Annotated in this window: 24 protein-coding genes and 1 riboswitch; of the genes, 14 read left to right on the forward strand and 10 right to left on the reverse strand. The window is 72.2% G+C overall.

The window, feature by feature from the left end:
* Window positions 1-13: 13 nt before the first annotated feature.
* The 3 genes from KV381_RS32320 (at window position 14) to KV381_RS32330 (ending at window position 2,324) form a co-directional block, all read left to right on the forward strand.
* Entirely contained in the window at window positions 14-1,411 is a 1,398-nt protein-coding gene (locus KV381_RS32320; RefSeq protein WP_218786913.1) for an aspartate aminotransferase family protein, read from the forward strand.
* A gap of 66 nt (window positions 1,412-1,477) precedes the next feature.
* Entirely contained in the window at window positions 1,478-2,086 is a 609-nt protein-coding gene (locus KV381_RS32325; RefSeq protein WP_030623236.1) for a helix-turn-helix domain-containing protein, read from the forward strand.
* Between the two features lie 64 nt (window positions 2,087-2,150).
* Complete coding sequence (locus KV381_RS32330) at window positions 2,151-2,324, forward strand: DUF6126 family protein (protein WP_167396290.1); 174 nt, start codon at window positions 2,151-2,153, stop codon at window positions 2,322-2,324.
* 19 nt (window positions 2,325-2,343) lie between these two features.
* Here KV381_RS32330 and KV381_RS32335 read toward each other — a convergent pair whose 3' ends face one another.
* Complete coding sequence (locus tag KV381_RS32335; protein ID WP_030623233.1) at window positions 2,344-3,156, reverse strand: tyrosine-protein phosphatase; 813 nt, start codon at window positions 3,154-3,156, stop codon at window positions 2,344-2,346.
* A 443-nt stretch (window positions 3,157-3,599) separates the two neighbouring features.
* Window positions 3,600-3,758: riboswitch (cyclic di-AMP (ydaO/yuaA leader) on the forward strand.
* Between the two features lie 5 nt (window positions 3,759-3,763).
* Here KV381_RS32335 and KV381_RS32340 point away from each other — a divergent pair.
* Both KV381_RS32340 and KV381_RS32345 read left to right on the forward strand, forming a co-directional pair.
* Window positions 3,764-4,720, forward strand: coding sequence for a LysM peptidoglycan-binding domain-containing M23 family metallopeptidase (locus tag KV381_RS32340; protein WP_218786914.1), 957 nt, complete (start codon window positions 3,764-3,766; stop codon window positions 4,718-4,720).
* A 161-nt stretch (window positions 4,721-4,881) separates the two neighbouring features.
* On the forward strand, window positions 4,882-5,709 hold the full coding sequence (locus KV381_RS32345) for an SGNH/GDSL hydrolase family protein (RefSeq protein ID WP_030623226.1): 828 nt from the start codon (window positions 4,882-4,884) through the stop codon (window positions 5,707-5,709).
* A gap of 11 nt (window positions 5,710-5,720) precedes the next feature.
* On the opposite strand, the gene KV381_RS32350 is transcribed toward KV381_RS32345, so the two are convergent.
* The 6 genes from KV381_RS32350 to KV381_RS32375 all read right to left on the reverse strand — a co-directional run bounded on the left by KV381_RS32350 (window position 5,721) and on the right by KV381_RS32375 (window position 12,034).
* A complete protein-coding gene (locus KV381_RS32350; RefSeq protein ID WP_218786915.1) occupies window positions 5,721-6,638 on the reverse strand; it encodes an STM4011 family radical SAM protein in 918 nt (305 codons plus the stop codon).
* A 7-nt stretch (window positions 6,639-6,645) separates the two neighbouring features.
* The gene (locus KV381_RS32355) at window positions 6,646-8,028 is read right to left on the reverse strand and encodes an STM4012 family radical SAM protein (protein WP_218786916.1); all 1,383 of its coding nucleotides are present in this window, start codon (window positions 8,026-8,028) and stop codon (window positions 6,646-6,648) included.
* A complete protein-coding gene (locus KV381_RS32360; protein WP_256995258.1) occupies window positions 8,025-8,900 on the reverse strand; it encodes an STM4013/SEN3800 family hydrolase in 876 nt (291 codons plus the stop codon). The genes KV381_RS32355 and KV381_RS32360 overlap by 4 nt, the downstream gene beginning before the upstream one ends.
* A gap of 61 nt (window positions 8,901-8,961) precedes the next feature.
* Window positions 8,962-10,119: an STM4014 family protein gene (locus KV381_RS32365; RefSeq protein WP_218786917.1), complete on the reverse strand. Its 1,158-nt coding sequence runs from the start codon at window positions 10,117-10,119 to the stop codon at window positions 8,962-8,964.
* The gene (locus KV381_RS32370) at window positions 10,100-11,059 is read right to left on the reverse strand and encodes an STM4015 family protein (protein WP_218786918.1); all 960 of its coding nucleotides are present in this window, start codon (window positions 11,057-11,059) and stop codon (window positions 10,100-10,102) included. Before KV381_RS32370 ends, KV381_RS32365 begins: the two co-directional genes overlap by 20 nt.
* 12 nt (window positions 11,060-11,071) lie before the next feature.
* A complete protein-coding gene (locus KV381_RS32375) occupies window positions 11,072-12,034 on the reverse strand; it encodes an STM4015 family protein (protein ID WP_193462766.1) in 963 nt (320 codons plus the stop codon).
* A gap of 174 nt (window positions 12,035-12,208) precedes the next feature.
* On the opposite strand from KV381_RS32375, the gene KV381_RS32380 reads away from it, so the two are divergent.
* Window positions 12,209-12,535 carry a hypothetical protein gene (locus KV381_RS32380; RefSeq protein WP_218786919.1) on the forward strand — a complete coding sequence of 109 codons (327 nt, stop codon included), beginning with the start codon at window positions 12,209-12,211 and terminating at the stop codon, window positions 12,533-12,535.
* Window positions 12,536-12,677: 142 nt separating this feature from the next.
* A complete protein-coding gene (locus tag KV381_RS32385; protein WP_218786920.1) occupies window positions 12,678-13,679 on the forward strand; it encodes a DUF6745 domain-containing protein in 1,002 nt (333 codons plus the stop codon).
* A gap of 19 nt (window positions 13,680-13,698) precedes the next feature.
* Here the strand turns inward: KV381_RS32385 and KV381_RS32390 are convergent, their stop codons facing one another.
* The gene (locus KV381_RS32390; protein WP_030623203.1) at window positions 13,699-14,340 is read right to left on the reverse strand and encodes a TetR/AcrR family transcriptional regulator; all 642 of its coding nucleotides are present in this window, start codon (window positions 14,338-14,340) and stop codon (window positions 13,699-13,701) included.
* Between the two features lie 124 nt (window positions 14,341-14,464).
* On the opposite strand from KV381_RS32390, the gene KV381_RS32395 reads away from it, so the two are divergent.
* Together KV381_RS32395 and KV381_RS32400 are read left to right on the forward strand one after the other, a co-directional pair.
* A complete protein-coding gene (locus KV381_RS32395) occupies window positions 14,465-14,905 on the forward strand; it encodes a PPOX class F420-dependent oxidoreductase (RefSeq protein ID WP_218786921.1) in 441 nt (146 codons plus the stop codon).
* A gap of 102 nt (window positions 14,906-15,007) precedes the next feature.
* On the forward strand, window positions 15,008-16,225 hold the full coding sequence (locus tag KV381_RS32400) for an MBL fold metallo-hydrolase (RefSeq protein WP_030076460.1): 1,218 nt from the start codon (window positions 15,008-15,010) through the stop codon (window positions 16,223-16,225).
* Between the two features lie 152 nt (window positions 16,226-16,377).
* Here the strand turns inward: KV381_RS32400 and KV381_RS32405 are convergent, their stop codons facing one another.
* Window positions 16,378-16,875, reverse strand: a complete 498-nt coding sequence (locus KV381_RS32405; RefSeq protein ID WP_086777587.1) for a hypothetical protein — start codon at window positions 16,873-16,875, stop codon at window positions 16,378-16,380.
* A gap of 76 nt (window positions 16,876-16,951) precedes the next feature.
* Here KV381_RS32405 and KV381_RS32410 point away from each other — a divergent pair, with 76 nt between their 5' ends.
* From KV381_RS32410 to KV381_RS32425, 4 genes are all read left to right on the forward strand, one after another.
* Window positions 16,952-17,428, forward strand: a complete 477-nt coding sequence (locus KV381_RS32410; protein ID WP_230543502.1) for a hypothetical protein — start codon at window positions 16,952-16,954, stop codon at window positions 17,426-17,428.
* A 90-nt stretch (window positions 17,429-17,518) separates the two neighbouring features.
* A complete protein-coding gene (locus tag KV381_RS32415; protein ID WP_218786922.1) occupies window positions 17,519-17,947 on the forward strand; it encodes a pyridoxamine 5'-phosphate oxidase family protein in 429 nt (142 codons plus the stop codon).
* Window positions 17,948-18,007: 60 nt separating this feature from the next.
* The gene (locus tag KV381_RS32420; RefSeq protein ID WP_030076465.1) at window positions 18,008-18,937 is read left to right on the forward strand and encodes an oxidoreductase; all 930 of its coding nucleotides are present in this window, start codon (window positions 18,008-18,010) and stop codon (window positions 18,935-18,937) included.
* A gap of 62 nt (window positions 18,938-18,999) precedes the next feature.
* Window positions 19,000-19,515: a nuclear transport factor 2 family protein gene (locus KV381_RS32425; protein ID WP_030076467.1), complete on the forward strand. Its 516-nt coding sequence runs from the start codon at window positions 19,000-19,002 to the stop codon at window positions 19,513-19,515.
* 72 nt (window positions 19,516-19,587) lie between these two features.
* Here the strand turns inward: KV381_RS32425 and KV381_RS32430 are convergent, their stop codons facing one another.
* On the reverse strand, window positions 19,588-21,033 hold the full coding sequence (locus KV381_RS32430; RefSeq protein ID WP_030076469.1) for a glyceraldehyde-3-phosphate dehydrogenase: 1,446 nt from the start codon (window positions 21,031-21,033) through the stop codon (window positions 19,588-19,590).
* A gap of 422 nt (window positions 21,034-21,455) precedes the next feature.
* Here KV381_RS32430 and KV381_RS32435 point away from each other — a divergent pair, with 422 nt between their 5' ends.
* On the forward strand, window positions 21,456-23,540 hold the full coding sequence (locus tag KV381_RS32435; protein WP_030076471.1) for a sensor histidine kinase KdpD: 2,085 nt from the start codon (window positions 21,456-21,458) through the stop codon (window positions 23,538-23,540).
* Window positions 23,541-23,543 lie beyond the last annotated feature (3 nt).

Below are 23,543 nucleotides of genomic sequence, written 5' to 3' on the forward strand. Positions count from 1 at the left end.
AGAAGAGCGGGCGATGACGGACGGCGGATCCCAGGGCTTCGATCTGGCGCGGCTCCTCGCCGAGCGCGGGTCCGAGCGGTACGAGCTGCACGCGCGCCACCTCAACCACCAGCTGCCGCGCATGCTCCACACCATCGGCTTCGACAAGGTCTACGAGCGCGCCGAGGGCGCGTACTTCTGGGACGCGGAGGGCGACGACTACCTCGACATGCTCGCCGGCTTCGGCGTCATGGGCCTGGGCCGCCACCACCCCGTCGTCCGGCAGGCCCTGCACGACGTCCTGGACGCCCAGCTGGCCGACCTCACCCGCTTCGACTGCCAGCCGCTGCCCGGACTGCTCGCCGAGAAGCTGCTGACCCACAGCCCGCACCTGGACCGCGTCTTCTTCGGGAACAGCGGTACGGAAGCGGTCGAGACGGCGCTGAAGTTCGCCCGGTACGCCACCGGGAGGCCCCGGATCCTCTACTGCGACCACGCCTTCCACGGGCTCACCACCGGATCCCTGTCGGTCAACGGGGAGAGCGGCTTCCGCGACGGGTTCGCCCCGCTGCTCCCCGACACGGCCGTGCCGCTCGGCGATCTGGACGCGCTGCGCCGCGAGCTGAAGCGGGGCGATGTCGCGGCGCTGGTCGTCGAGCCGATCCAGGGCAAGGGCGTGCACGCCGCGCCGCCCGGCTATCTGCGGCAGGCCCAGGAGCTGCTGCACCGGCACAAGGCGCTCCTGATCGCCGACGAGGTGCAGACGGGCCTGGGCCGGACCGGCGACTTCTACGCCTACCAGCACGAGGAGGGCGTGGAGCCCGATCTGGTCTGTGTGGCCAAGGCGCTCTCCGGCGGCTATGTGCCCGTCGGCGCGACCCTCGGCAAGGACTGGATCTTCCGCAAGGTCTACTCCTCGATGGACCGGGTCCTCGTCCACTCCGCGAGCTTCGGCTCCAACGCGCAGGCGATGGCGGCCGGGCTCGCCGTCCTGACCGTGATGGAGGACGAGGAGACCGTCGCGAACGCCCGGCGCACCGGCGATCTGCTCCGCGAGCGGCTGGCGGCCCTGGTGGACCGCTACGAGCTGCTGCACGAGGTCCGCGGGCGCGGGCTGATGATCGGCATCGAGTTCGGCCGGCCGTCGTCGCTGAAGCTCCGCAGCCGCTGGACCATGCTCCAGGCGGCCCGCAAGGGGCTCTTCGCCCAGATGGTCGTGGTGCCGCTGCTCCAGAAGCACCGGATCCTCACCCAGGTCTCCGGCGACCATCTGGAAGTGATCAAGCTGATTCCGCCGCTGGTCATCGGGGACGCCGAGGTGGACCGCTTCGTGGCGGCGTTCACGTCCGTCATGGACGACGCGCACAGCGGCGGCGGACTGATGTGGGACTTCGGCCGCACTCTCGTCAAGCAGGCCGTGGCCAACCGCTGACGGGCGCCCCTTTGCCTCCGGGGCAAGTTATTTGCCTCGGAGGAAAGATACTGGCCCAATGGATCCATGAACCCTCCGGACGAAGGGGTGCCGGACGAGCTCCCCGGCGTCGCACCCCGACTGCGTGACCTGCGCCGAAGCCGTGGTCTCACCCTGGAGACCGCCGCCCGGCGGGCCGGGCTCTCCCCGGCCCATCTCTCCCGGCTGGAGACCGGCCGCCGGCAGCCCTCGCTGCCGATGCTGCTGGGGCTGGCCCGTATCTACGGTACGACGGTCTCCGAGCTCCTCGGCGAGCAGCCGCCCGAACGGGACGCGATCGTCCGCGGCGGCGGCTTCGAGGGGGCGGAGGCGGACGGCTGGATGTACCGGCAGGCGGGCGGCTCCGGCCGCGCGATGCAGGCCCTGCGGGTACGTGTTCCGTACGGGGCCCAGGGCGACCTGGTCCGGGTCCATCCCGGCGAGGAGTGGCTGTACGTCATGGAAGGGCGGCTGCGGGTCGGGCTCGGCGACACCGTGCACGACCTCGAACCCGGCGACAGCGCCCACTTCGACTCGCTCACCCCGCACCGGATTGCGGCCGTCGACCGCGGCGGCGCGGAGCTGCTCTTCGTCCACACCCTGCTGCAGAGTCCCGCCGCCGAGCTCTGTCTCGGCAACGCCCTCCACGCGCGCTGACCGGCCGTCCCCGCCGGCTCCATCCTTCGCTCCACCGGCCGCGAGGCCGACAGAGAGGACCGTCATGTCCGATTCCGAACACTACGACCCGCTGGGCCCCGGACGTCGCGTGAACGAGGACCCGCAGGAGAAGCGGATGCCGCGCGGCGTCGTCATCCGGCTCTTCGCCTACCTGGTGGCGGGCCACGTCATCGCGGGCTTCCTCTACCTGCTCTTCGTGGTGGCCGGGAGCAAGTGACGGCCCGCCGCCGGGCGGGTCAGTCCTGGTCGAGCAGGCGCTCGCGCAGCCGCTCCCGGGTACCGGAGGAGATCTTCAGCCCCTCGGTGAGGTAGCGGTCGGTCGTGCCCCAGTTCTCCTCGATGGTCGCGAAGGCCGCCGCGAGGTAGGCCGGCCGCGCCCCGAAGAGCGGGTCCAGCAGCTCCAGCACCTCGGGCGACATACCGGCCTCGGACGCGTCGGAGCGCTTCACGTTGTAGCGGCGGTGGAGGTCGTTGGACTTGAGGTAGTCCTCCTCGATCGCCTCCACCTCCACGCCGACCGCCAGCAGGGCGACCGCGATCGAGAGACCGGCCCGGTCCTTGCCCGCCGCGCAGTGCATCAGGGCCGGGACGCTGTCCTCGGCCAGCGCGTGCAGCACCCGGCTGTGCTCGACGGTGCGGTCCTCGATCGTCGCGCGGTACATCCGGATCATGCGGTCGACGCCCTTGCCGTCCGCGAGGACCGAGCGCAGCTGCTCGATGTTCCCGTCGCTCACCAGCCGCCAGAACTCCGCGCCGTCGGCCGGGTCGGAGAGCGGAATGCTGACATTGCGGACACCGGGCAGCTCGATGTCGTAACCGTCGAGGCGGTGGTCGGCGGAGTGCCGGAAGTCGAAGACCGTGTGCAGTCCGAGCCCGCCGAGGAAGGCCGCGTCCTCGGCGGTGGCGTGCGCCAGGTGGCCGCTGCGGTAGAGCCGGCCGAAGGCGGTGCGCCGCCCGTCCGTGGTGGGGAGCCCGCCCACGTCGCGGAAGTTGCGGACTCCGGTCAGCACGGTCTCTGTCGGCGGGACCTGCGGCACCTGCTGCGTCACGGGGGCTCCTGGGATCTCTGGCGTCGGCGCGGCTCGCCGGCGAGGGCGCTCCCGTGACGATACGACATCGATTCGACAGAAAATCATCACGGTCGACACCTCGATGCGGGGTGCCGACGAGGCCGGACTGACCCGGCGTCAGGAGCACCGCCGACGGCATGTCCGTATTGGTGTATTTCGCAGAACATGCCCCGCTAATGGGGGAGATGGGATTTCAGAGGTGAGCGGGATCATATCCGTGACGGACCGTGGTGAGCGCGCCCCGGGGTATTTCCCTTGCCCGTAAGGAAATCCAAGATCCGTAATCCACGGAGTGTGACGGGAAATCCGATGCGATATCGAATCGATGATTCCGGCGCGCAACCGATGGCTTGTTCCGCTCGTCCTGACCGGTTTACGGTCGCCGCAATCCGGACGGACCGCCTAATCCTGCCGCCGCCCGGAATTCGCACCCACCCACTCACGTGTGGCAGGAGCGGGGGAACCAGGTAAGCCGCCGGTCCGGAGCGATCCGGACCGGCTCGGGGTGAAGTCGCCGCAACGCGACCGGGCATCTCCAGCCCGAACCCGACAGCTCACCTCGCAGGCGCCGGAGAGGAAATCCCCCATGCCCGCAAAGGGTAAGCACCGTCGTCCGAAGTCCGGCCCGATCTCCCGCGGCGTCCTCGCCGCGGGCACCGGTGGCGCCGCACTCGCCCTCCCGCTCATCGGCGCCGGCATCGCGAGCGCCGCCGACCGGGCCGCTCCCGCCGCGAAGCCCGCCGCCGCCTCGGTCGCCGCCGCGCACACCGCCCCGTCGGCCGCTCCCGCCGCGTCGAAGGCCGCCCCGAAGGCGTACTCCGTCGTCTCCGGCGACTACCTGTCGAAGATCGCGGCCGAGCACCAGCTCAAGGGCGGGTGGCAGAAGCTGTACCAGGACAACCGCTCCACCGTCGGCGAGAACCCCGGCCTGATCCACCCGGGCATGAAGCTGACCCTCGGCGCCAAGGGCTCCGCCCCGGCCGAGAAGTCCGCCGCTCCCGAGGCCGCCCCGAAGAAGGCCGCTCCGGCCCCGAAGGCCGCGCCGAAGGAAGCCCCGAAGGGCGACACCATCTCCGCCGACGACTCCGAGGGCTCCGGCGCCTCCGCGCAGACCGGCTCCTCCGAGGCCACCGGCTCCGGCTGGTCCGCCCCGCTGGCCAACGCCAACGTCACCACCCAGTACCGCGCTTCCGGCGCCAGCTGGTCCAGCGGCTACCACACCGGCTCGGACTTCCAGGCCGCCTCCGGCACCCCCGTCCTCGCCATCGGACCGGGCACCGTGGTCTCGGCCGGCAACAGCGGCTCGTACGGCAACGAGGTCGTCATCCAGCACGAGGACGGCATGTACTCGCAGTACGCCCACCAGTCCTCGCTGAACGTCTCCGTCGGCCAGACCGTCACCGGCGGCCAGCAGATCGGCCTCTCCGGCTCCACCGGCAACTCCACCGGCCCGCACCTGCACTTCGAGGTCCGCACCGGCCCGAGCTACGGCTCGGACGTCGACCCGATCGCGTACCTGCGTCAGCACGGCGTCTCCGTCTGACCGAGCAGGACCGGAAGTGTCCGAGGGGCGGTGCGCGGCGGCGCACCGCCCCTCCCTTTATTCCGGCTTTACCAAAACCTGACCGGGTGGTCTATCTCACCACCCGTCAACCCCGTATTACGGTCGCGTAGGTCACATCGGACGATGCAGGATAAGTCCTTGTGGCAGACGATTCGAGAAACAACCAGCAGCACATCATCGGGTCGTACGCGGCGATTGGCGACAGTTTCACCGAGGGCGTCGGCGACCCCGGCCCCGACGGGACCTATGTCGGCTGGGCGGACCGCTTCGCGGTGCTCCTCGCCGACCGGCTCCCGGCCCCCGACACGGAGGCCGGCCCCGAGGACTCCCCGCACGGGGACTTCCGCTACGCCAATCTCGCCGTACGAGGACGTCTCCTCGACCAGATCGTCGAGGAGCAGATCCCCCGTGCCAAGGAACTGGCCCCCGACCTGGTCAGCTTCTGTGCGGGCGGCAACGACATCATCCGGCCCGGCACCGACCCCGACGACCTCGCCGAGCGCTTCGAGCGTGCGGTCGCCGACCTGAGCAACGCCGTCGGCACGGTCATGGTCACCACCGGCTTCGACACCCGGGGCGTTCCGGTGCTGCGCCACATGCGCGGCAAGATCGCCACGTACAACGTCCATCTGCGGGCCATCGCCGACCGCTACCAGTGCCCCGTGCTGGACCTGTGGTCGCTGCGCTCGGTCCAGGACCGGCGCGCGTGGGACGCCGACCGGCTGCACCTCTCGCCCGAGGGCCACACCCGCGTCGCCCTGCGCGCCGCCCAGGTCCTCGGCCACGCCGTGCCCGCCGACCCCGACCAGCCATGGCCGCCGCAGGCCCAGCGCAGCCCCTTCGACGAGCGGCGCGACAACATCCAGTGGGCCCGCGAATACCTGGTGCCGTGGATCGGGCGACGGCTGCGCGGCGAGTCCTCCGGCGACCACGTCGAGGCGAAGCGTCCCGACCTGCTGCCGCTGTAGCGGCCGGGCGTTCAGGGCTCCAGCAGGGGCAACGCGCGCCGGGACGCGTTCGGCACCACGAGCCCGTCCGGCGGCGTGCCCGGCGGGCGCTCCGCCGGTATCCGCTCCAGGACGCCGCCCGCGAAGACGTCGTACAGCGGCAGCGACTCCAGATGCACATAGCCGATGTGGCAGTCGCACACGGCGAGCGGACAGGCCCGCGGGCCGAGCGCCCGGCGGTAGCTGCCGTCGTAGAGATTGCCCAGCTCCGCCTTGACGAAGTGACAGCGCCGCACCGTGCCGTCGCCGTCCACCGAGATCACCGACTCGCCCGTCCGGCAGGGCAGCCCCGCCGAGCGGTGCGGATCACGGCTGTAGGGGAACAGCGGATCCAGCTCCGTCCACCGCGCCGCCTCCGCGTCGGTGTACGTGTGGCCCTCGGCGGCGTTCACCCAGAGGTAGACCTCCCCGGGCAGCGCCGCCCGCAGCCGCCGCGCCTCCTCCAGGTGCTCGTCGAACCCCACCACGCCCACGCTGTAGCGGATACCCTTCGCCGACAGATCCCGGCATTTGCCCAGAAACCGGTCGTACGGGGTCTGTCCCGGGTGGTACGTGCACCAGAGCGCGATCCGCTCCGGATCGGCGTCCGCCAGCCAGTCGGTGCGGCCGCTCAGATTCGTCTGGATCGCGACCCGGGCGATGTGCGGCAGCCGCGACAGCTCGGTCAGCGCCCGCCGGTACCAGGAGCGCACCAGGCCCTCGCCCCACGGAGTGAACAGCACCGACAGCCGGTCGCCCGTCTGTGCCGCCGCCCAGCAGGTGAACCTCTCCAGCGCCTCCCGGTCCGCCATGAGCTGCGCGCGACTGTCCCGCCGCTTGGCGAACGGGCAGTACGGACAGTCGTAGTCGCAGGAGGCGAGCGGGCCCCGGTAGAGAATCGTCAGGTCCATGTCCGGCTCACTTCCGCTCGTACGCGGCCATCGCCGCCCGCACCCCGGGCGAGAACAGCGCCGGACCCAGCGCGTCGGAGTGGGCCAGACCCGCCGGGGACAACCGCAGCAGCCCCTCCGGGGCCGAGGAGTCCAGCCAGCCCCGGGCCGCGAACTCCGCCAGCTCGGCCGGGAAGTCCGCGCCCGGATCCGTACCGAACCGCGCCCGGTAGTCCGCCACCGGCAGCCCCGCTGCCTGGAGCAGCGACTGCAGCAGATGCCGCCTGCGCGCCTCGGCCACATCGACATACCGGCCGACCTCGGCCCGGGAGAAGTCCTCGGTGGCGGTGAAACGGTCGATGATCGACCGGATCTCCCGCATGTCCACCGCGTAGTCGAAGGAGTAGTGCAGGGCCGCCGTGTACGAACGGGCCCCGCAGCCCAGGCCGATCATGCCGTCGGTCTGGCAGGCGTAGTCCTCGGGACCCTCCTGCTCCCGAGGGACGTCGGTCCGCCGGAACATCCGCATCGACACCTGCTCGTAGCCGTGCGCCAGCAGATGGTCCCGCCCCATCGCGTACAGCCGCAGCCGCTGCTCGTCCCAGGCGGCGTCCTCCAGGGCCCGCGCCTCGGCGCCGGCCGCGGCGCCCAGGCGGTGCAGACCGGTGAGCGGGCGGACGTACAACGGATACAGGTACAGCTCCTCCGGCCGCCAGGCCAGCGCCGCGTCCAGCGAGGCGAGCCAGCTGCGCTCGGTCTGCCCGTCGATGCCGTAGATCAGGTCGATGTTCAGCACCGGGATCCGGGCCTCGCGGATCCGGCCGAGCGCCGCCTCCACATCGGCCCGGCGCTGCGGGCGGACCGCGGCCCGCGCCTCCTCGTCCACGAAGCTCTGCACGCCGATGCTGATCCTGGTCGTGCCCCGGTCGGCCAGCACCGCCAGCCGGTCGGCGGTGGCGGTGGCGGGCGAGGTCTCCACGGAGAGCGGGACCGCGCCCAGGTCGGCGCCCATCCGCTTCTCCGCGATGTCGCAGAGCCGCTCGAGCTCGCCGGCGGTCAGGAACGTCGGCGTGCCGCCGCCGAACGCCGCCGCCGCGAACCGCACCGGCTCCTCGTCGCCCAGAGCCTCCCGCACGGCCACGGCCTGCCGCTCCAGCGCGTCCAGATAGCGCGTCGTCAGCTCCTCGGGCGCGCCGATCCGGGTGAAGAGGTTGCAGAAGCCGCAGCGGACCTCGCAGAACGGTATGTGGAGATAGAGGGAGAGCGCGTCCTTGGGCTCCGCCGCCCACAGCGACCGCAGCGACGGGCGGTCCGCGAGCGGCCGGTAGGCCGTCTTGTGCGGATAGGCGTAGACGTAGCTCTCGTACGGCCGGACGGCGGGCGGCGCGGGAGTACGGGTGGTGAGCGTCATCGGGCGGCCCCCGGTTCTGGCGATGCGGATGTCTCGCACGCGGATGTCTCGCACGCGGGTGGTTCGCATGCGGGTGGTTCGAGGAAGAAGTGGGCGTACGGGACGGTCCAGACGGCCGGGTGGCCGAGCCGGTGACCGGTGTAGCCGTCGTCGCCGTAGGCCGTGCCGTGGTCGGAACAGACGATGGCGAAGCAACGGCGGCGGCTGCTCGCCGCGGCGAAGAGCCGGCCGATGTGCCGGTCCACGTACTCCAGGGCCGCCGCGTGCGTGGCGCGGGAGTCGCCCGCCTCGCGGGTCGCCCCGGGCCGATGGAACCAGTTCGGCTGGTGCAGGGCGGACACGTTGACGAAGAGGAACAGCCGCTGGTCCCGGGGGAGCGCCGCGACGACCTTCTCCGCCCTGGCCACCTGCTCCTCGAACGACGTGGGCGAGGCGACGCCGAAGCCGGGCTCCCAGTGGCTCTCCTGGAACATGCCGGGCAGCACCGAACCGAGCGGCCCCTGACGGTTGAAGAAGCCGACCCCGCCGATACACACCGTGCGGTAGCCCTCGGCGGCCAGCCCCGACACCAGGTCCGGCGTGTCGAACACGAACGTGCCGTCCGCCGTCGTCTCACTGCCCGCGAACCGCGCCGCGAAGAGCCGCGGATGCGGCCCGGGGGAGGCGGGCGTCGGCAGGAACCCGGCGAACATCGCCTGGTGCGAGGCGTAGGTGAAGCTGCCCGGAGCGTGCCGCTCCTCCCAGCCGCCCCCGGGCAGGTGCCGGGCGAGGTGGGGGATGCGCCCGGCGGCGGCCAGCTCGACGGCCACGTCGTGGCGCAGGGTGTCCAGGGTGACCAGCAGCAGATCGTGGCTGCCCACGACCTCGGCCATGTCGGGCCGCCCGGAGCCGCCGGGCCCGTGGAACTCGTGGGGCTCGTGGGGCGCGGTGGGTTCAGGAAGCGGTGACGGCACGGTGGTTCCTTGCTCGGTCGAGTACGGCGGCGACCTGCGCCGCATAGGTGTCCAGGCCCTCGGCGCCGCTGCCCGGCAGACCGGTCAGCCCGGGCAGCAGATCGCCGAAGGCGTTGACCTCGCCGACGGCGAAGCGCCGCCAGCCGGCCGTGGGCAGCAGATCGACGCCCACGCAGAGCGTCCCGGGGAAGCAGGCCGCTGCTCGCTCGCACAGGGCCAGCGCCTCGCGCCAGGAGCCGCCCGCCGCCGCCACGGCGGCCCGGACCTCGCCCAGGTCACCGCGCGCGCCGCCGAGATGCAGATTGGTCATGGGGCTCGTGCTCGTCCGCACCACGGCGTGCGTCGCCCGGCCGCCGGTCACCACGATCCGCAGATCCGCGGCCCGCCCCCGCTGGGACGCCTTCGGCAGCCAGCGCTCGATGTGCAGCCCGTCCGGGGCCAGCGCGTCGACGATCGCGCCGACCTCCCGCTCCGAGGTGTAGCGCCGCACCCGCAGCGAGTTGAACAGCCGCCCCGACGCGTCCCGTTCCACCGAGGTGGTGGCCCGGACCCGGCCGGGGCCCGCCGTCTCCACCGCCAGCACCCCGGAGGCCGAGGAGCCGTGCGCGAGCTTCACGAACGCCCGGGGCATCCGGTGCTCGCGCAGCGCCTCCCGTACGTCGGACCAGCCGCGCACCGGCGCCGCCCCGGAACCGGACGTCGGCGAGGCGGGCACGGAGATCCCCGCCCGGTCCAGCAGCCCGTGGCACAGCCGCTTGTCGAAGAGCACGGCGATGTCACCGGGGGAGCCCAGCACCTCGGCGCCCGCGGCCGTGGCCGCGCCCGCCACCTCCTCCACCGCGGCGGTGAACCGTGCGTACCACCGGGCCGAGCCCTCCACCCGGGTCGGGTCGTCGACCCCGCGCAGCAGCCGCTCCACCTCGGCGTCCTCACCGGGCGAATCGATCCGTACGCTCTCGCCGGGCGTGAACACCGCCTCGCCGCGCAGCACCTGGAGCCAGGACACGACCCGGGCCGCCGGGAGGCCGGCGGTGCGCACGGCATCCCGGAAGAAGGCCACGCGGCGGTTGTCCGGATTGCCGACGACCGCGAGGCGCGGCAGCGGGCCGTCGCCGGGGCTACTCGCTGACCGCGACATAGCGTTCCGGTTCGTCGTCCTCGTCGTCCGGGTCGGCGTAGTCGTCCTCGGCCCCGTCGGCCTCGACGACTGCGGGTGTGCACGCGGTCCTGATGCGGTCGACCATCGGGTCGGTGAGGTAGTGATGGCGGAGGTCGAGCAGGGAGAGGTGGCTCAGGGGCTGCCCGTTGAGCAGCGCCTCGCCGCCCGTGTCGCTCAGGGTGCCCATCGACAGCGCCAGGGTCTCCAACTGGGCGACGACGGGCGCGGAACCCACCGCCGTGGCGATCTCGTCCTGGAACTCGCTGTTCTGCAGACCCAGGTGGCGCAGCCGCGGGAACAGGCCGCCCGCCAGGACCGGCCGGACATCGTCGATCGTCGCGTCGCCGCCGTACCACGTACTGCCGAACCACAGGTCCAGCCGCTCCAGTGCGGGCAGTTCGCTCGCGGCGACCGCCCGCACCAGCTCGCCGGGCAGACCACCGGACTCGAAGCGCAGCGACTTCAACGCCGCATGGCGCAGCGGCCGCAGCGTGAGTCCCTCCTGGCCGCAGCCGCGCACACCGAACTCCTCCAGCGACGGCAGCGCTTCGAGCACCGGAGTGATGTCGCACATCTTCAGCCAGGACACCTCGCACTCCTCGCCCACCACATCGGCGAGGAAGAGCCCGCGCAGCGCCGGGAAGCGTTCGGCGTGGGCGACGATCAGCTCCACCACCGGATCGAAGGGCGTGTACTCGCCGTTCCACCAGGGGCCGATGACGAGGGCTCGGACCCGGGTCGTGTCCACCGTCTCCAGGAACTGCTCCCAGAGAGCGGCGAAGCCGGCGTCCTCGTCGTAGTCGCACACCAGCCGCCAGGCCACCGAATCGGCGGTGGGCAGGGTGCCGGACGACGGATCCGGAGTGTGGACCGGCAGGCCGTGGAAGTGCTCCAGATGCTCAATACCGAGGTACGTCATGACACCCTGCCCCTACTCCGAGACGGCGGTGTAGCGGCCCTCGACGCCACGGTCGCCCCAGGGCTCGCACTTCTCGGAGAGATCGACGCGCACCCCGTGCGGCTCCAGAGCGGAACGGACCCGCGTTTCCATCGCCCCGCTGAGGAAGTGGTGGTGGAGATCGAGGGCTTCCAGATGGGTCAGCGGCTGTCCTTCCAGCAGAGCGGCCGCGCCTTCGTCGCCCAGCGTGCCGTTCGAGAGGTCGAGCACCCGCAGCTGGGCGACGACCGGAGCGGAGGCGACGGCCGCGGCGATCTCGTTCTGGATCTCGCTGTTGCGCAGGCCCAGGTGGTTCAGGCGGGGAAAACGGGTGCCGGAGAGCAGCGGGGCGAGGTCGGAGACGTTGGTGTCGCCCTCGTAGGCGGACACCCCGAGCCAGAGGTCCAGCCGCTCCAGTGCGGGCAGTTCGCTGTCCAGCACACCGCGCACCACCTCGACCGGCAGCCCGCCCGCCTGGATCGTCAGCGCCCGCAGCCGCTCGTGCTTCGTCGGCGGGAACAGCAGCTCCGAGCCGCCGCGCACCCCGAGCTCCGTCAGCGCGGGGAAGGCCGCCAGCAGCGCCGTCACATCCGACTGCTGGATCCAGGTGATCTCGGCCTCCTCGGCCTCCAGATCCCCGATGAACACCGACTCCAGCGAGGTCAGCCGGTCGGCGGCGGCGATCAGCAGACCGATCGGCACGGAGGAGTTCTCCTCGTAGGCCTCGCCCCACTGACCGATGATCAGGGCCCGCACCCCGGCCGGGTCGACCGATTCCAGGAAGTCGGCGAACTCCTCCGCCCAGGGACGGTCCCGGTCCTCGTCGCCCCCGTACGGATCGACGTAGAGGCGCCAGGCCGCGGCATCCGCGGCGGGCCGGGAGCCCGCGTCGGTCGTGCGCTGGAAGTCGACGGCCGGAAGGCCGCCGAACTCGTGCAGATGCTGTGCACCGTACATGGCCCTGAGCTCCTGATCCTGGGACGGCTGATGTCCGCAAGGTTTATCAAGCCGCACTGACAACGCCGCCGCCGGGACCCGTTCCGGGCGTTGGCGGGGGCCCGTTGTCAGACCCTGCCCGTAGCGTTTTTCGCAGGGTCGGCACAGCGGGTGCCGCGACGAGGGGAGACGTCCGTGTACCGGCAGGGCGATGTACTGATCATGGAGCTGGACGAGTCGGCGGTGCCCGCCCCCTTCCTGGAGGCCCCGGGCGAACTGCGCGACGGGCGGGGGCGGCTGGTGATCGCGCTGGGCGAAGTCACCGGGCACGCGCACGCCGTGCAGGGCCCCGGCCGGCTGATCAGGGAGGCGGGGCAGTTCGGCCCGATGCTGCTCCATCTCCCCGAGGGCGGACGGGTGGTGCACGAGGAACACGCGGTGATCCCCCTTCCCAAGGGCTGGTTCCGCGTCGTGCGGCAGCGCGAGTACGCACCGGGCGCGATCCGCATCGTGGCGGACTGAGCGCGCACCACCGGCACGCCTGAGCAGGCACGGCCATACACAGCACGAGCACAACCATCCAGAACGAGCACAGCCTTTCAGTTCCGTACGAGAACAGCTGACGAGAACAGCGGACGAGCACAGCAGGGGACGGGGACAACCGATGCAGAACGTGACTACCTGGCGGAGCGTGGCGGCGGCGACCGGCCGGGCGGACCGGGCGGCGGCCGAGGCCGGTGTGCGCCGCGCCTACCGCACCGCGGGCCTGGCCGAGCCGGAGCGGATCATCTGGGCCGCGTCGCCCCGGGCCGCCGTCGGGATCGTGGAGAAGCTGACCGACGCCGGACGGCCGGTGCGTGAGGAGGTCCGCACCCGCCCGTGGGCCGCCGAACGCCGCCGGATGTACGACGAGCTCGGCCCGGCGGGCTGGTCGGCGCTCTGGTCCGCCACCGGCGCCCAGCTGTGGGAGACCACGGCCGCGCTCGCCGACCGGATACGGACCGGTGTCGTCGCCGACCTGGCGCCCCGGCCGGCGGACGAGGGCGCCGTGCGGCTGGTGCTCCTGGACGCCGTGCTCGGCCAGCACGACGCCGCGTGGCTCGCCGCCTTCGACGGGCGCGGCGACCGGCTGACGGGTCTCGCGGAGGTGGCCCGCAACGCCGGCTGGTGGTGGCCCTACGAGAACGCCGTGGTCATCAGCGAGCGGCCCGACGTCCTCCACCGCGACGAGGCGGGCCGGCTCGACCACGGCGAGGGACCGGCCCTGGCGTACGGGGACGGCTTCGCCCTGCACGCCTGGCGCGGCATGCCCGTTCCGGCCGCGTTCCTCGCCGAGCTGTCCTCGCTCACGCCCGAGCGGATCCGGGCCGAGGAGAACGCGGAGCTGCGCCGCGTGATGCTGGAGTACTACGGCTACGACCGCTATCTCGCCGAGTCGGGCGCCGAGCCCGTCCACCGCGACGAGACCGGCATCCTCTGGCGCATCGCCCTCGACGGCGACGAGGACGTGGTGATGGTCGAGGTGGTCAACTCCACCCCCGAGCCGGACGGCACGCACCGCACCTACTGGCTGCGCGTGCCGCCCGCCACCCGGACCGCGAAGGACGGGGTGGCCTGGACGTTCGGCCTGGAGGGGGCGGCCTACGCACCGATGCGGCAGACCTGACCCGAAGGCCGGTCCGCTCTCAGCCGTCGGTCGACGCGTCCGCGACCGGCGAACCGGTCAGCTCCGCGAGGTCGATGCCGAGCTCGCGGGCGAGCGCCTGGTCGGTCCACCGCAGCATCGTGGCCCGGGAGAGCGGACCGGAGTACGAGGTCGTCTGCACCGCCATCCCGTCCAGCAGGGCGGTCAGCCGCCAGGCCGCCGACCGGGGATCCTCGCACCGGAACTCTCCGGCGGCGGCCCCCTCCTCGATGACCTGGGCCAGCTCCGCCTTCCACTGCTGGTCGAGGTCGCCCGCGACCTCACGGAGGGCGGGGTCACGCAGGGAGGCGGCCCAGCCCTCGATCCACAGCCGCCAGCCCTTGGCCTGCCCCGTCGGCGCGTACCACCGCACCGCCGCACGCAGTCGTCGTACGGCGGTGGTGCGCCGGGCCAGCAGCTTGCGGAGATGGGCCAGGTCGGCCTCGGCCGCGTACGCGAACGCCGCCGCGACCAGCTTCTCCTTGGTCGAGAAGTGGTAGAGGACGAGCGCGTTGCTCACCCCCAGCACCGAGGCGACGTCGGCGATCCGCACGGACGAGACCCCGCGGACCTCGATCTGCTCGACCGCGGCGCGCAGCAGCTCCTCACGCCGCTCCGCCACGTTCAACCGGACTCTAGCCACCGGGTCACCCTAACCAATACGCCAGGTCAGCGATGGTGGGACGGCGTCCGGAGCAACCGGCGCGGCGAGCGCGGAGATCCCGGCGCACCGGAATCCTCCGACCGGCCCGGACGTTGGACCCTGCATGACGCGAATCGAACCGGCACAGGAAGCACTGCTCCGCCTCTTCGGCGAGCACGACGGCGGTGTACTGGTCACGCTGAAACAGGACGGCCGCCCTCAGCTGTCCAACGTCAATCACGCCTACTATCCGGAGGAACGGGTGGTCCGCGTCTCGATCACCGAGGGCCGGGCCAAGACCCGTAACCTGCGGCGGGACCCCCGGGCGAGCTACCACGTCACCAGTGACGACCGCTGGGCCTGGACCGTCGCCGACGGGACCGCCGAGCTTACCCCGCCCGCCGCGGCACCGGACGACGCCACGGTGGAGGCCCTGATCACGCTCTACCGGGACGTCAAGGGCGAGCATCCGGACTGGGACGACTACCGGCGGGCCATGGTGGAGGACCGCAGGGTGCTGCTCACCCTGCACATCGACCATGTCTACGGGCAGCGGCTTGGCTGATGCCGCCACCGGCCGGAGCGGCTGCCCCGTTCAGCATCTTCTGCTCGCCCTGTCGTACAGGCCGACCATAATGAGACGACACCGACTCCCTCAGGAGATGTTGTGACCGGCGCTGACTACTTGCTTCCGCTCCGCACGAAACTGCGTTCGATGCGCACCGAGTCCTTCGGGGCCGACCCGGCCGGAGCGCGGATGGAGCGCATCCGCCGCTCGCCCCATTTCGTCGACGGAGCGTTCCAGAACCCGGTGGGGGCCCGGATCAGGCCCTCCGGTTCCACCGTCGATTTCGCCAAGATCTACTTCCAGAAGGAGCAGCGGGCCCGCCGGATGCCGACGGGTACTGTGCCGGTCCACGCCACGACCCTCGCCGATCTGGCCGCACCGCCCGCCTCCGGCCTCCGGTTGACCTGGATGGGCCATTCCAGCGTGCTGGCCGAGATCGACGGCCGGCGGATCCTGTTCGACCCGGTCTGGGGCGAGCGCTGTTCGCCGTTCCCGTTCGCCGGGCCCAAGCGGCTGCACCCCACCCCGCTGCCGCTGGCCGCGCTCGGCCCGGTCGACGTCGTCGTGATCTCCCACGACCACTACGACCACCTCGACCTGCCGACGATCCGCGCCCTGGCCGGCACCGACACGGTCTTCGCCGTGCCGCTCGGCGTCGGAGCCCATCTGGAGCGCTGGGGCGTGCCCGCGGCCCGGATGCACGAGCTCGACTGGAACGAGACCGCGACGGTCGCCGGAATCAGCCTCACCGCCACCCCCGCACGCCATTTCTGCGGGCGCGGGCTGCGCAACGGGCAGCACACCCTCTGGGCGTCCTGGGCCGTCACGGGTCCGGAACACCGGATCTACCACAGCGGGGACACCGGCTATTTCCCCGGCTTCCGGGACATCGGGGCCGAGCACGGGCCCTTCGACGCCACCATGATCCAGATCGGTGCGTACTCGGAGTACTGGCCGGACATCCACATGACCCCGGCCGAAGGCATGCGCGCCCATCTGGACCTCCAGGGCGGCAGCCCGCACGGCGTGCTGCTCCCGATCCACTGGGGCACGTTCAACCTGGCCCCGCACGCCTGGGCGGAGCCGGGCGAATGGACGAAGGACGCAGGCGAGGACGCCGGGCAGCCGGTGGCGTTCCCCCGGCCGGGCGAACCGTTCGAACCGGCCGGAACGCTTCCCGTGGAGCCGTGGTGGCGACCGCTGTCCGCGCCGCTCGCCCGTCCGTGGCGCCGCACCGAGGAGCAGCAGGGACCCGGCCGGGGCCCCGGGCCCGGGGCGGCGGCCCGAGGCGATCTGGACCTCGCCGGGGAGCGCTGACCGCTCTCCGGCCCCAGGCCCGGGGCCGCCGCCGGTCCGTCCGGCGGCGGCCCTTCGGCGACTCGGCCCAGCCGGGACACCGCGTAGACCTCGATCGCGTCCCGCCGGAACTCCGCCAGTCCGGATCCGCTCCGGATCGACGCCGGTCGGGTTCAGCACCCGCCCTCGTCGACGGCGATGGAGAGGCTGACCTCGACACCCGTCAGTCCAGGTTCCGGCTCCGGCGGCGACACGCTCAGACAGAACGCGGCGTCGACGTCCTTCGCCCTGACCTCGAACAGGTCGACGGAGGGGTTCGCGTCCTCGTCGTAGGGGTCGTTCGCCGCCTCCACGTACACCACGCCGCCGGTCGAGGGGCCCTCACCGCTCTCCTCCAGCGCGTCGCGGATCATGCTCTTGTATCCGCCGGTCCACGAGCCCAGGGTCTGCGGCGTCGCCTCCAGCTCCCGGACGGCCACGTTCACGGCGTCGCGCAGCTCGCCCTCGCTCCAGGAGGAACTCGCGTGGAGGTAGTACATGGCCCCGGCGGCGAACAACAGGGAGCCGATGATGAGGCCCATCCCGATCGGATTTCTCGGGTTGTAGACATAGCGACTTGTTCCCCAGTTCGAGCGGACGAATATCGGCTCGTCGTCATGGCCGCTGCTCATGCCAGGGAGCCTAGTCGCCGCCCGAACGCGCAACGAACCGCGCCCCGTACGCGTCTCATCGTGCATGAACGATCCTGTGAGCTCTGTCAACGAACTTCCCTATGACCCCGTCGACTCCGAGGACGCGGAGGTGCGGCCCGGCCCTCTCTGGCGCCATGCGCTGTGGGCCCTCGCCGTCACCGCCGCCGGGGTGGCACTCGGATGGGTGGGCGCGCTCTTCCGTATCGGACCGGAGGAGTTCGGACTGCCGCCCGCCGCTCCCGGAGCGCTCTGGCCCTATCTGCTCGGCTGGACCGCGATCGGTCTGGTTCTGTCCGCCGTCCTGCGGTTCGTGGCTGCCAAGGTGCCCGTCTACGAACCGGAGACGGCCGCCATCGGCGTGGTCATGATCGGCACGCGGCTGTCTCTCGGCTGGCGGCCGGAGCCCCTCGAAGTCGCCGGAATCGCCGCCGTCGGTCTGCTGCTCGTGGCCGTCTGGTGCGCCGTCGCTCTGCGCGGGGCGGCCGTCGTACGGCGGACCGAGGAAGTCTCCCGCGTCCAGGGAACCGCCTAGGACACGCCGACGGCGGGGACCGGGGGACAGACCCGGCGCGCGGGGCACACTGGGGCAGCCCTCGCATCCCCGTACGAGAAGGAGCCTCCCGTGGCACTCACCTGTGAAGAGCGCGAACAGTTCCTCGCCGAACCCCATGTCGCCGCACTCGCCGTCGCGTCGGGGGACGCTGACCGGGCCCCGCTCAACGTGCCGATCTGGTACGCGTACGAAGCGGGCGGCGACGTCCGGATCCTCACCGGCCGCACCTCGCGCAAGGCCGAACTGATCGCCGCCGCAGGCCGGTTCACGCTGCTCGTCGACCGGCTCGAGCCGACCATCCGGTACGTCTCCGTCGAGGGGCCCGTCGTCGACACCCGCCCCGCCACCCGCGCCGACCTGGAGCAGATGTCGGCCCGCTACCTCCCGGCCGAGAAGGTCGCCGGTTACGTGGACTTCGCCTGGGAGAACCACGGCGAGCAGGTCGTGATCACCCTGCGCCCCGAACGGTGGGTCAGCTCGGACCTCGGCCAGGTCTGAGCCCGGCCCGCGCGGTGGCCCCGCACGTGTGGCGACGCCGACACGGGGGAGGCGTGCCCCATGCACTCCTGGACTCTTGACGACATGCCCGACCTCGGCGGCACCACCGCCGTGGTCACCGGTGCCAACAGCGGCATCGGCGCGGTGACCGCCCTCGTCCTGGCCCGCTCGGGCGCCCGTACGCTTCTCGCGTGCCGCGATCCGGAGCGCGGCCGGCGCGCCGTGGACGCCGTCCGACGCGCCGCCCCCGGCTCGGACGCCCGGCTCGTCCGCCTCGATCTGGCCGATCTCGGCAGTGTGGCCGAGGCCGCGGAGACCATCGAGAAGGAGGCCGACGGGCGGCTCGACCTCCTGGTGAACAACGCCGGGGTGATGGCCCTGCCGCCACTGCGCACGGCGGACGGGTTCGAGATGCAGTTCGGCACCAACCACCTGGGTCACTTCGCCCTGACGCACCGGCTGTTGCCCGTCCTCGGAACCCGGGGCCCGGCGCGGGTGGTGACCCTCTCCTCGCTCGGCCACCGGATCGGCCGCATCGATCTCGACGACCTCAACGCCGAGCGCTCGTACGGCAAGTGGCGGGCCTACGGCCAGTCCAAGCTCGCCAACCTGCTGTTCACGAACGAGCTGGACCGGCGGGCCCGCGCCGCCGGCCGTGACCTGATCGCGCTCGCGGCCCATCCCGGCCTGTCGGCAACGGAGTTGGGGCAGGCCGGACCGCGCCTGGCCGGGCGGAACTGGGCCGCGAAGCTGGAGCGGACCTCGCGCCTCTACACCCAGCCGGCCTCGAAGGGCGCCCTGCCCGTCCTGTACGCGGCGACGCTGCCGGACGCCCCGGGCGGCTCCTACTACGGCCCCGCCCACCTCGGCGAGACCCGCGGCGCGCCCGCACCCGCCCGGACGTCGAAGCGCGCCCAGGACGCGGTCATGGCGCGGGCGTTGTGGGACGAGTCGGCCCGGCTGACCGGACTGGACGCCGACGCGGTGTGAGCCGTCCCGGGGCCTCCGAAAACACGTCGTGCGGCCCCGGGACACGTTGATAGGAAGGGGAGATGGACACCGACGCGCTGAATCCCCCGGAACTGCCGGGCCCCCTGGACCGTCTGATCGCCGAGCGTGCCTGCGAACGGCTGGTCGTCGAGTTCGTTCGCACCCTCGATCTGGGTGAACCCGGCGACGTGGCCGAGCTGTTCACCCCCGACGGGGTCTGGGAATGGGCCGAGGGGGACCGGCGGATCGAGGGCCGGGACGCCCTGCGCGCCTACTTCGGCGGCCGCCCCGCCGACCGGCTCTCGCGCCGGCTGTGCACCAACATCCTGGTGACCCTGACGTCCGCCTCGACGGCGACGGCGAGCACGTACTTCACGACGTACCGCGTGGACGGCCACTCCGGCGGGATGCTGCCGCCGCGCCTTCCCGTGCAGGTCGGGCACTACGAGGACACGTTCCGGGCGGTCGACGGCCGGTGGCTCCTCGCCGAGCGGGAGCTCTTCCTCGACTTCGGCGGGCCCACCGAACGACTGGCCCCGGCCGGTGCGGGCGAGGCGGACACCCGGCGCCGGGCGTAGGCCGGGAGATACGCCGGTGCCCGGCAGGAGGCCTGCCGGGCACCGGGCGGCGTACCGAAGCGGCCTGCCGGGTCAGACCGCCGGGGCCGGGTAGGTCGGGTACTCCACGCCGGAGACGTGCTGGACGACCCGGATGACCTGGCACGAGTAGCCGAACTCGTTGTCGTACCAGAGGTAGAGGATCGCGTTGTCGCCGTCGACCTTCGTGGCGCCCGCGTCGACGATCGAGGCGTGGCGCGAGCCGATGAAGTCGCTGGAGACCGCGTCGGGCGCGCTGATGAAGTCGATCTGGCGCTTGAGCGGCGAGGCCAGCGAGACGTTGCGGAGGTAGTCGAGGACCTCCTCGCGGGTGGTCTCGCGCTCCAGCCGCAGGCTGAGGATCGCGATCGAGACGTCCGGCACCGGGACCCGGATCGAGCTGCCGGTGATCGGCGCGTCGAGGTCGGGCAGCGCCTTCGCGACGGCCGAGGCGGCCCCGGTCTCGGTGATGACCATGTTGAGCGCCGCCGAACGGCCACGACGGTCCGAACCGTGGTAATTGTCCAGCAGGTTCTGGTCGTTGGTGTACGAGTGGACCGTCTCGACGTGCCCGCGCAGCACACCGTACTCGTCCGCCATCGCCTTCAGCGGCGGCACGATCGCATTGGTCGTGCAGGACGCGCAGGACAGGATCCGCTCGTCCGGCTTGACCGTGTCGTGGTTGACGCCGTGCACGATGTTCGGGACGTCGCCCTTGCCCGGCGCGGTGAGCACGACCTTGGCGATGCCCGGCTGGAGGTGCTTGGAGAGGCCCTCGCGGTCGCGCCACCGGCCGGTGTTGTCGATCAGGATGGCGTCCTTGATGCCGTACGCCGTGTAATCGACCGTCGTCGGGTCGTCGGAGTAGATCACCTTGATCTCGTTGCCGTTGGCGATGATCTTGCTGTTCGCCTCGTCGACGGTGATCGTGCCCTGGAACTGGCCGTGGATCGAGTCGCGCCGCAGCAGCGAGGCGCGCTTGACGATGTCCTGGCCGGAGCCCTTGCGGACGACGATGGCCCGCAGACGCAGGCCGTTGCCCGAGCCGGCCTTCTCGATGAGCAGACGGGCCAGCAGCCGGCCGATGCGGCCGAAGCCGTAGAGCACCACGTCGCGCGACGCACGGCGCTCGATCTTGTTCTCGCCCGTCGCCCCGGCGACGGCCTCGGCGGTGAACTCCTCGACGGAGAGACCGCGCCCGTCGGCCCGGTACGTCGCGGCCAGCATGCCTATGTCGATCTGGGACGGGCCGAGGTCGAGCGTCGTCAGCGCCCGCAGGAACGGCATGGTCTCGGTGACGATGAGTTCCTCACCGGCGATCTGCCGGGCGAAGCGGTGGGTCTTGAGGATGCTGACCACCGACTTGTTCACCAGGGAGCGGCTGTGCAGCAGGACGTTGACGTCCTGCTCGCGGTGCAGCTTCCCGATGATCGGGATCATCGACTCCGCGATCTCCTCGCGGTGCATCCAGTTGGTGAACGAGTCGTCATTGACAGTCACAAGTTTATCTTTCGAGCTAGGCGGCGCTCATATGGTAACCGGCCCGCCCTTCGCCCCTTCGGGCGGTGTCCTACCTGCGGGTGAACCCGCAATCGGCACCCCTCGCGCGGCTTCGCCGCACGCGATGTGTCCAGCATGTGGGCAGCCGTCGGCGGTGCGGGGCGATTCGGGGTCAACGCGGCGCAATCGGGCGCGCGTGCGAGCCGTCATACCAGAGTGGGACGGATGGCGGGCAAGTTCGACAACTGCCCGTCGCGCATACGTCATTGACGACTACCGTGTGTGCCCGGTGATCAACGGTGGGCTCATAACGTTCGGGCCTGCCCGACCGATGACCCGAGCCTGACCGACCACCGTAGGGGCCACCTGATGGACGCCGGCACGACCGCCGATCCCCGGTGCCCCCTGTACCGAGGACGCTGATGTCTCAACTTCGCGCACCCGACGCGCGACCGGACCGCCGTGAGGGCGGGCGGCACGGCCGCCCCGGTACGCGCGCCCACTCGGCCCCGAGCAGGCCGCGCGCCGCAGGGCCTTCCCCCGACGCCCGCATACGTCCCCAGCTGCTGCGGACCGCGCTGCTCCCGGCCATCGCCGCGGTGCTCAGCGGAGCCGCCGCGGTCATCTTCACCGTCCGCGCCGGAGCCGTCGCCTCCTCGCCCAGCCTCTGGGCGGCGCTCGGCGGATCGGCCGCCCTGGCGGTCGCCGCCGTAGCGGCCGCCTACCTCGGCGCCAACCGGGTGGCCGGCCAGGTGCTCGACCGGGCGCTCACGCTCCGCCGGGCCAGCGCCCAGGGCCAGGCCGAGCTGCAACGGGTGATGGAACAGCTCCGCAACGGCGAAACCGTCGCCGCCCGGCGGCCGTCGGAACCGGCCGCGCCCGGGGCCGACGCCTTCGACCTGCTCGGACAGGAGATGGCGCGGGCCCAGGACGCGGCCGTCACCGCCGTCGTCCAGGCCTCCCAGCTCTTCAGCAGCGCCGGCAACGAACAGAAGGTCGAGGTCTTCGTCAACCTCGCGCGGCGGCTGCAATCCCTCGTCCACCGCGAGATCCAGATCCTCGACGAGCTGGAACACGAGGTCGAGGACCCCGACCTCCTCAAGGGCCTCTTCCACGTCGACCATCTCGCCACCCGGATCCGCCGCCACGCGGAGAACCTCGCCGTGCTCGGCGGGGCCGTCTCCCGGCGGCAGTGGAGCAACCCGGTCACCATGACCGAGGTGCTCCGCTCGGCCATCGCCGAGGTCGAGCAGTACCCCCGGGTCAAGCTGGTCCCGCCGATGGAAGGCACCCTGCGCGGCCACGCCGTCGCCGACGTGATCCACCTCCTGGCCGAGCTGGTCGAGAACGCCACGGTCTTCTCCGCCCCGCACACCCAGGTGCTGCTGCGCGTCCAGCACGTCACCGCCGGGCTGGCCCTGGAGGTGGAGGACCGCGGCCTCGGGATGCCGGACCACGAGCAGAAGCGGATGAACGCCCTGCTCTCCGACCCCGACCAGGTCAACGTCGCCCATCTGCTCCAGGACGGCCGGATCGGCCTGTTCGTCGTCTCGGCGCTGGCCCGCCGTCACGGCATCGCCGTCCGCCTCCAGAGCAACATCTACGGCGGTACGCAGGCGGTGCTGGTCCTCCCGCAGTCGCTGCTCGGCGCCGACCCGGACGCCCCGCCGTCGCCCGACGCCGTGCCCGTACCGCCCCCCGGCGCCGTGCACCGGCCGCCCGTCGAGGCCGGGAACGGAAGCGGAAGCGGGAGCGGCACGCCCCGGCCGACGGCCCCGGCGCCCGCCGACGGCCCGTCCCGGGCACCTGCCGCCGGACAGAACGGCAGCCCGCGACCGCCCGCGGGCGAGGCCCCGCCCCTCCCGCTGCGCGCCGAGCGCATCGACCGTCCCGCCCCGCCCGCCTCCCCGCCCGAGCGCGACCACCGGCCCGAACCGGCGGCGGTCCACGAGCGCGACGACCGCCCGGCTCCGGCCCCGGCCCGGCCCGAGCTGCCCAAGCGGACGAACCAGGAAAGCCTCGTACCGCAGCTGCGCGAGGCGCCCGCCCCGCGCGTCGAGGACGAGCACGCCCTGCACGACCCGGGTCTCATGGCCGCCTTCCGACGCGGCGTCGACCTCGCCGAGGCCCAGACCGCCGAGGAGGAGGGCCCCGACGGCGGCTACGGAGACCACGGCGGCACGGGCAACGGGGGCCGGACCGCGCTCGACGCCCCCCTGGAGTCCCTCTCGCCCCTTCCCGTACGCGGAGCCACCGCCCCGCCCGACCGCCCCGGTCCGGCCCGGACGCCCTTGCCGGACCACGCGCTCCCCGCGGCCGGCCTGCCCGTGCCGGACAGCTATCCGCCCGACGCGTACCCGCACGACACCTCGGCGTACCGGCCCGGCAGCCAGGCCGAAAGCTCCCACGACCACGCGGCGGGCGAGCCCGGAGCGTTCGCGGCCGAGTCCTTCCTGCCGGGCCGTGCCGTCCCGGAACCCCGTAAAGACACCACCTTCAAGGAGTAGACA

The organism is Streptomyces sp. WY228, assembly GCF_019287315.1.
Classification (GTDB): domain Bacteria; phylum Actinomycetota; class Actinomycetes; order Streptomycetales; family Streptomycetaceae; genus Streptomyces; species Streptomyces caviscabies.

What these genes read in the sequence shown, in the direction of transcription:
- KV381_RS32320 (WP_218786913.1), top strand. Translation starts at nt 14, where the DNA reads ATGACGGACGGCGGATCCCAGGGCTTCGATCTGGCGCGGCTCCTCGCC.
- KV381_RS32325 (WP_030623236.1), top strand. Translation starts at nt 1,478, where the DNA reads ATGAACCCTCCGGACGAAGGGGTGCCGGACGAGCTCCCCGGCGTCGCA.
- KV381_RS32330 (WP_167396290.1), top strand. Translation starts at nt 2,151, where the DNA reads ATGTCCGATTCCGAACACTACGACCCGCTGGGCCCCGGACGTCGCGTG.
- KV381_RS32340 (WP_218786914.1), top strand. Translation starts at nt 3,764, where the DNA reads ATGCCCGCAAAGGGTAAGCACCGTCGTCCGAAGTCCGGCCCGATCTCC.
- KV381_RS32350 (WP_218786915.1), bottom strand. Translation starts at nt 6,638, where the DNA reads ATGGACCTGACGATTCTCTACCGGGGCCCGCTCGCCTCCTGCGACTAC.
- KV381_RS32355 (WP_218786916.1), bottom strand. Translation starts at nt 8,028, where the DNA reads ATGACGCTCACCACCCGTACTCCCGCGCCGCCCGCCGTCCGGCCGTAC.
- KV381_RS32360 (WP_256995258.1), bottom strand. Translation starts at nt 8,900, where the DNA reads ATGGCCGAGGTCGTGGGCAGCCACGATCTGCTGCTGGTCACCCTGGAC.
- KV381_RS32365 (WP_218786917.1), bottom strand. Translation starts at nt 10,119, where the DNA reads ATGTCGCGGTCAGCGAGTAGCCCCGGCGACGGCCCGCTGCCGCGCCTC.
- KV381_RS32370 (WP_218786918.1), bottom strand. Translation starts at nt 11,059, where the DNA reads ATGACGTACCTCGGTATTGAGCATCTGGAGCACTTCCACGGCCTGCCG.
- KV381_RS32375 (WP_193462766.1), bottom strand. Translation starts at nt 12,034, where the DNA reads ATGTACGGTGCACAGCATCTGCACGAGTTCGGCGGCCTTCCGGCCGTC.
- KV381_RS32385 (WP_218786920.1), top strand. Translation starts at nt 12,678, where the DNA reads ATGCAGAACGTGACTACCTGGCGGAGCGTGGCGGCGGCGACCGGCCGG.
- KV381_RS32395 (WP_218786921.1), top strand. Translation starts at nt 14,465, where the DNA reads ATGACGCGAATCGAACCGGCACAGGAAGCACTGCTCCGCCTCTTCGGC.
- KV381_RS32405 (WP_086777587.1), bottom strand. Translation starts at nt 16,875, where the DNA reads ATGAGCAGCGGCCATGACGACGAGCCGATATTCGTCCGCTCGAACTGG.
- KV381_RS32420 (WP_030076465.1), top strand. Translation starts at nt 18,008, where the DNA reads ATGCACTCCTGGACTCTTGACGACATGCCCGACCTCGGCGGCACCACC.
- KV381_RS32425 (WP_030076467.1), top strand. Translation starts at nt 19,000, where the DNA reads ATGGACACCGACGCGCTGAATCCCCCGGAACTGCCGGGCCCCCTGGAC.
- KV381_RS32435 (WP_030076471.1), top strand. Translation starts at nt 21,456, where the DNA reads ATGTCTCAACTTCGCGCACCCGACGCGCGACCGGACCGCCGTGAGGGC.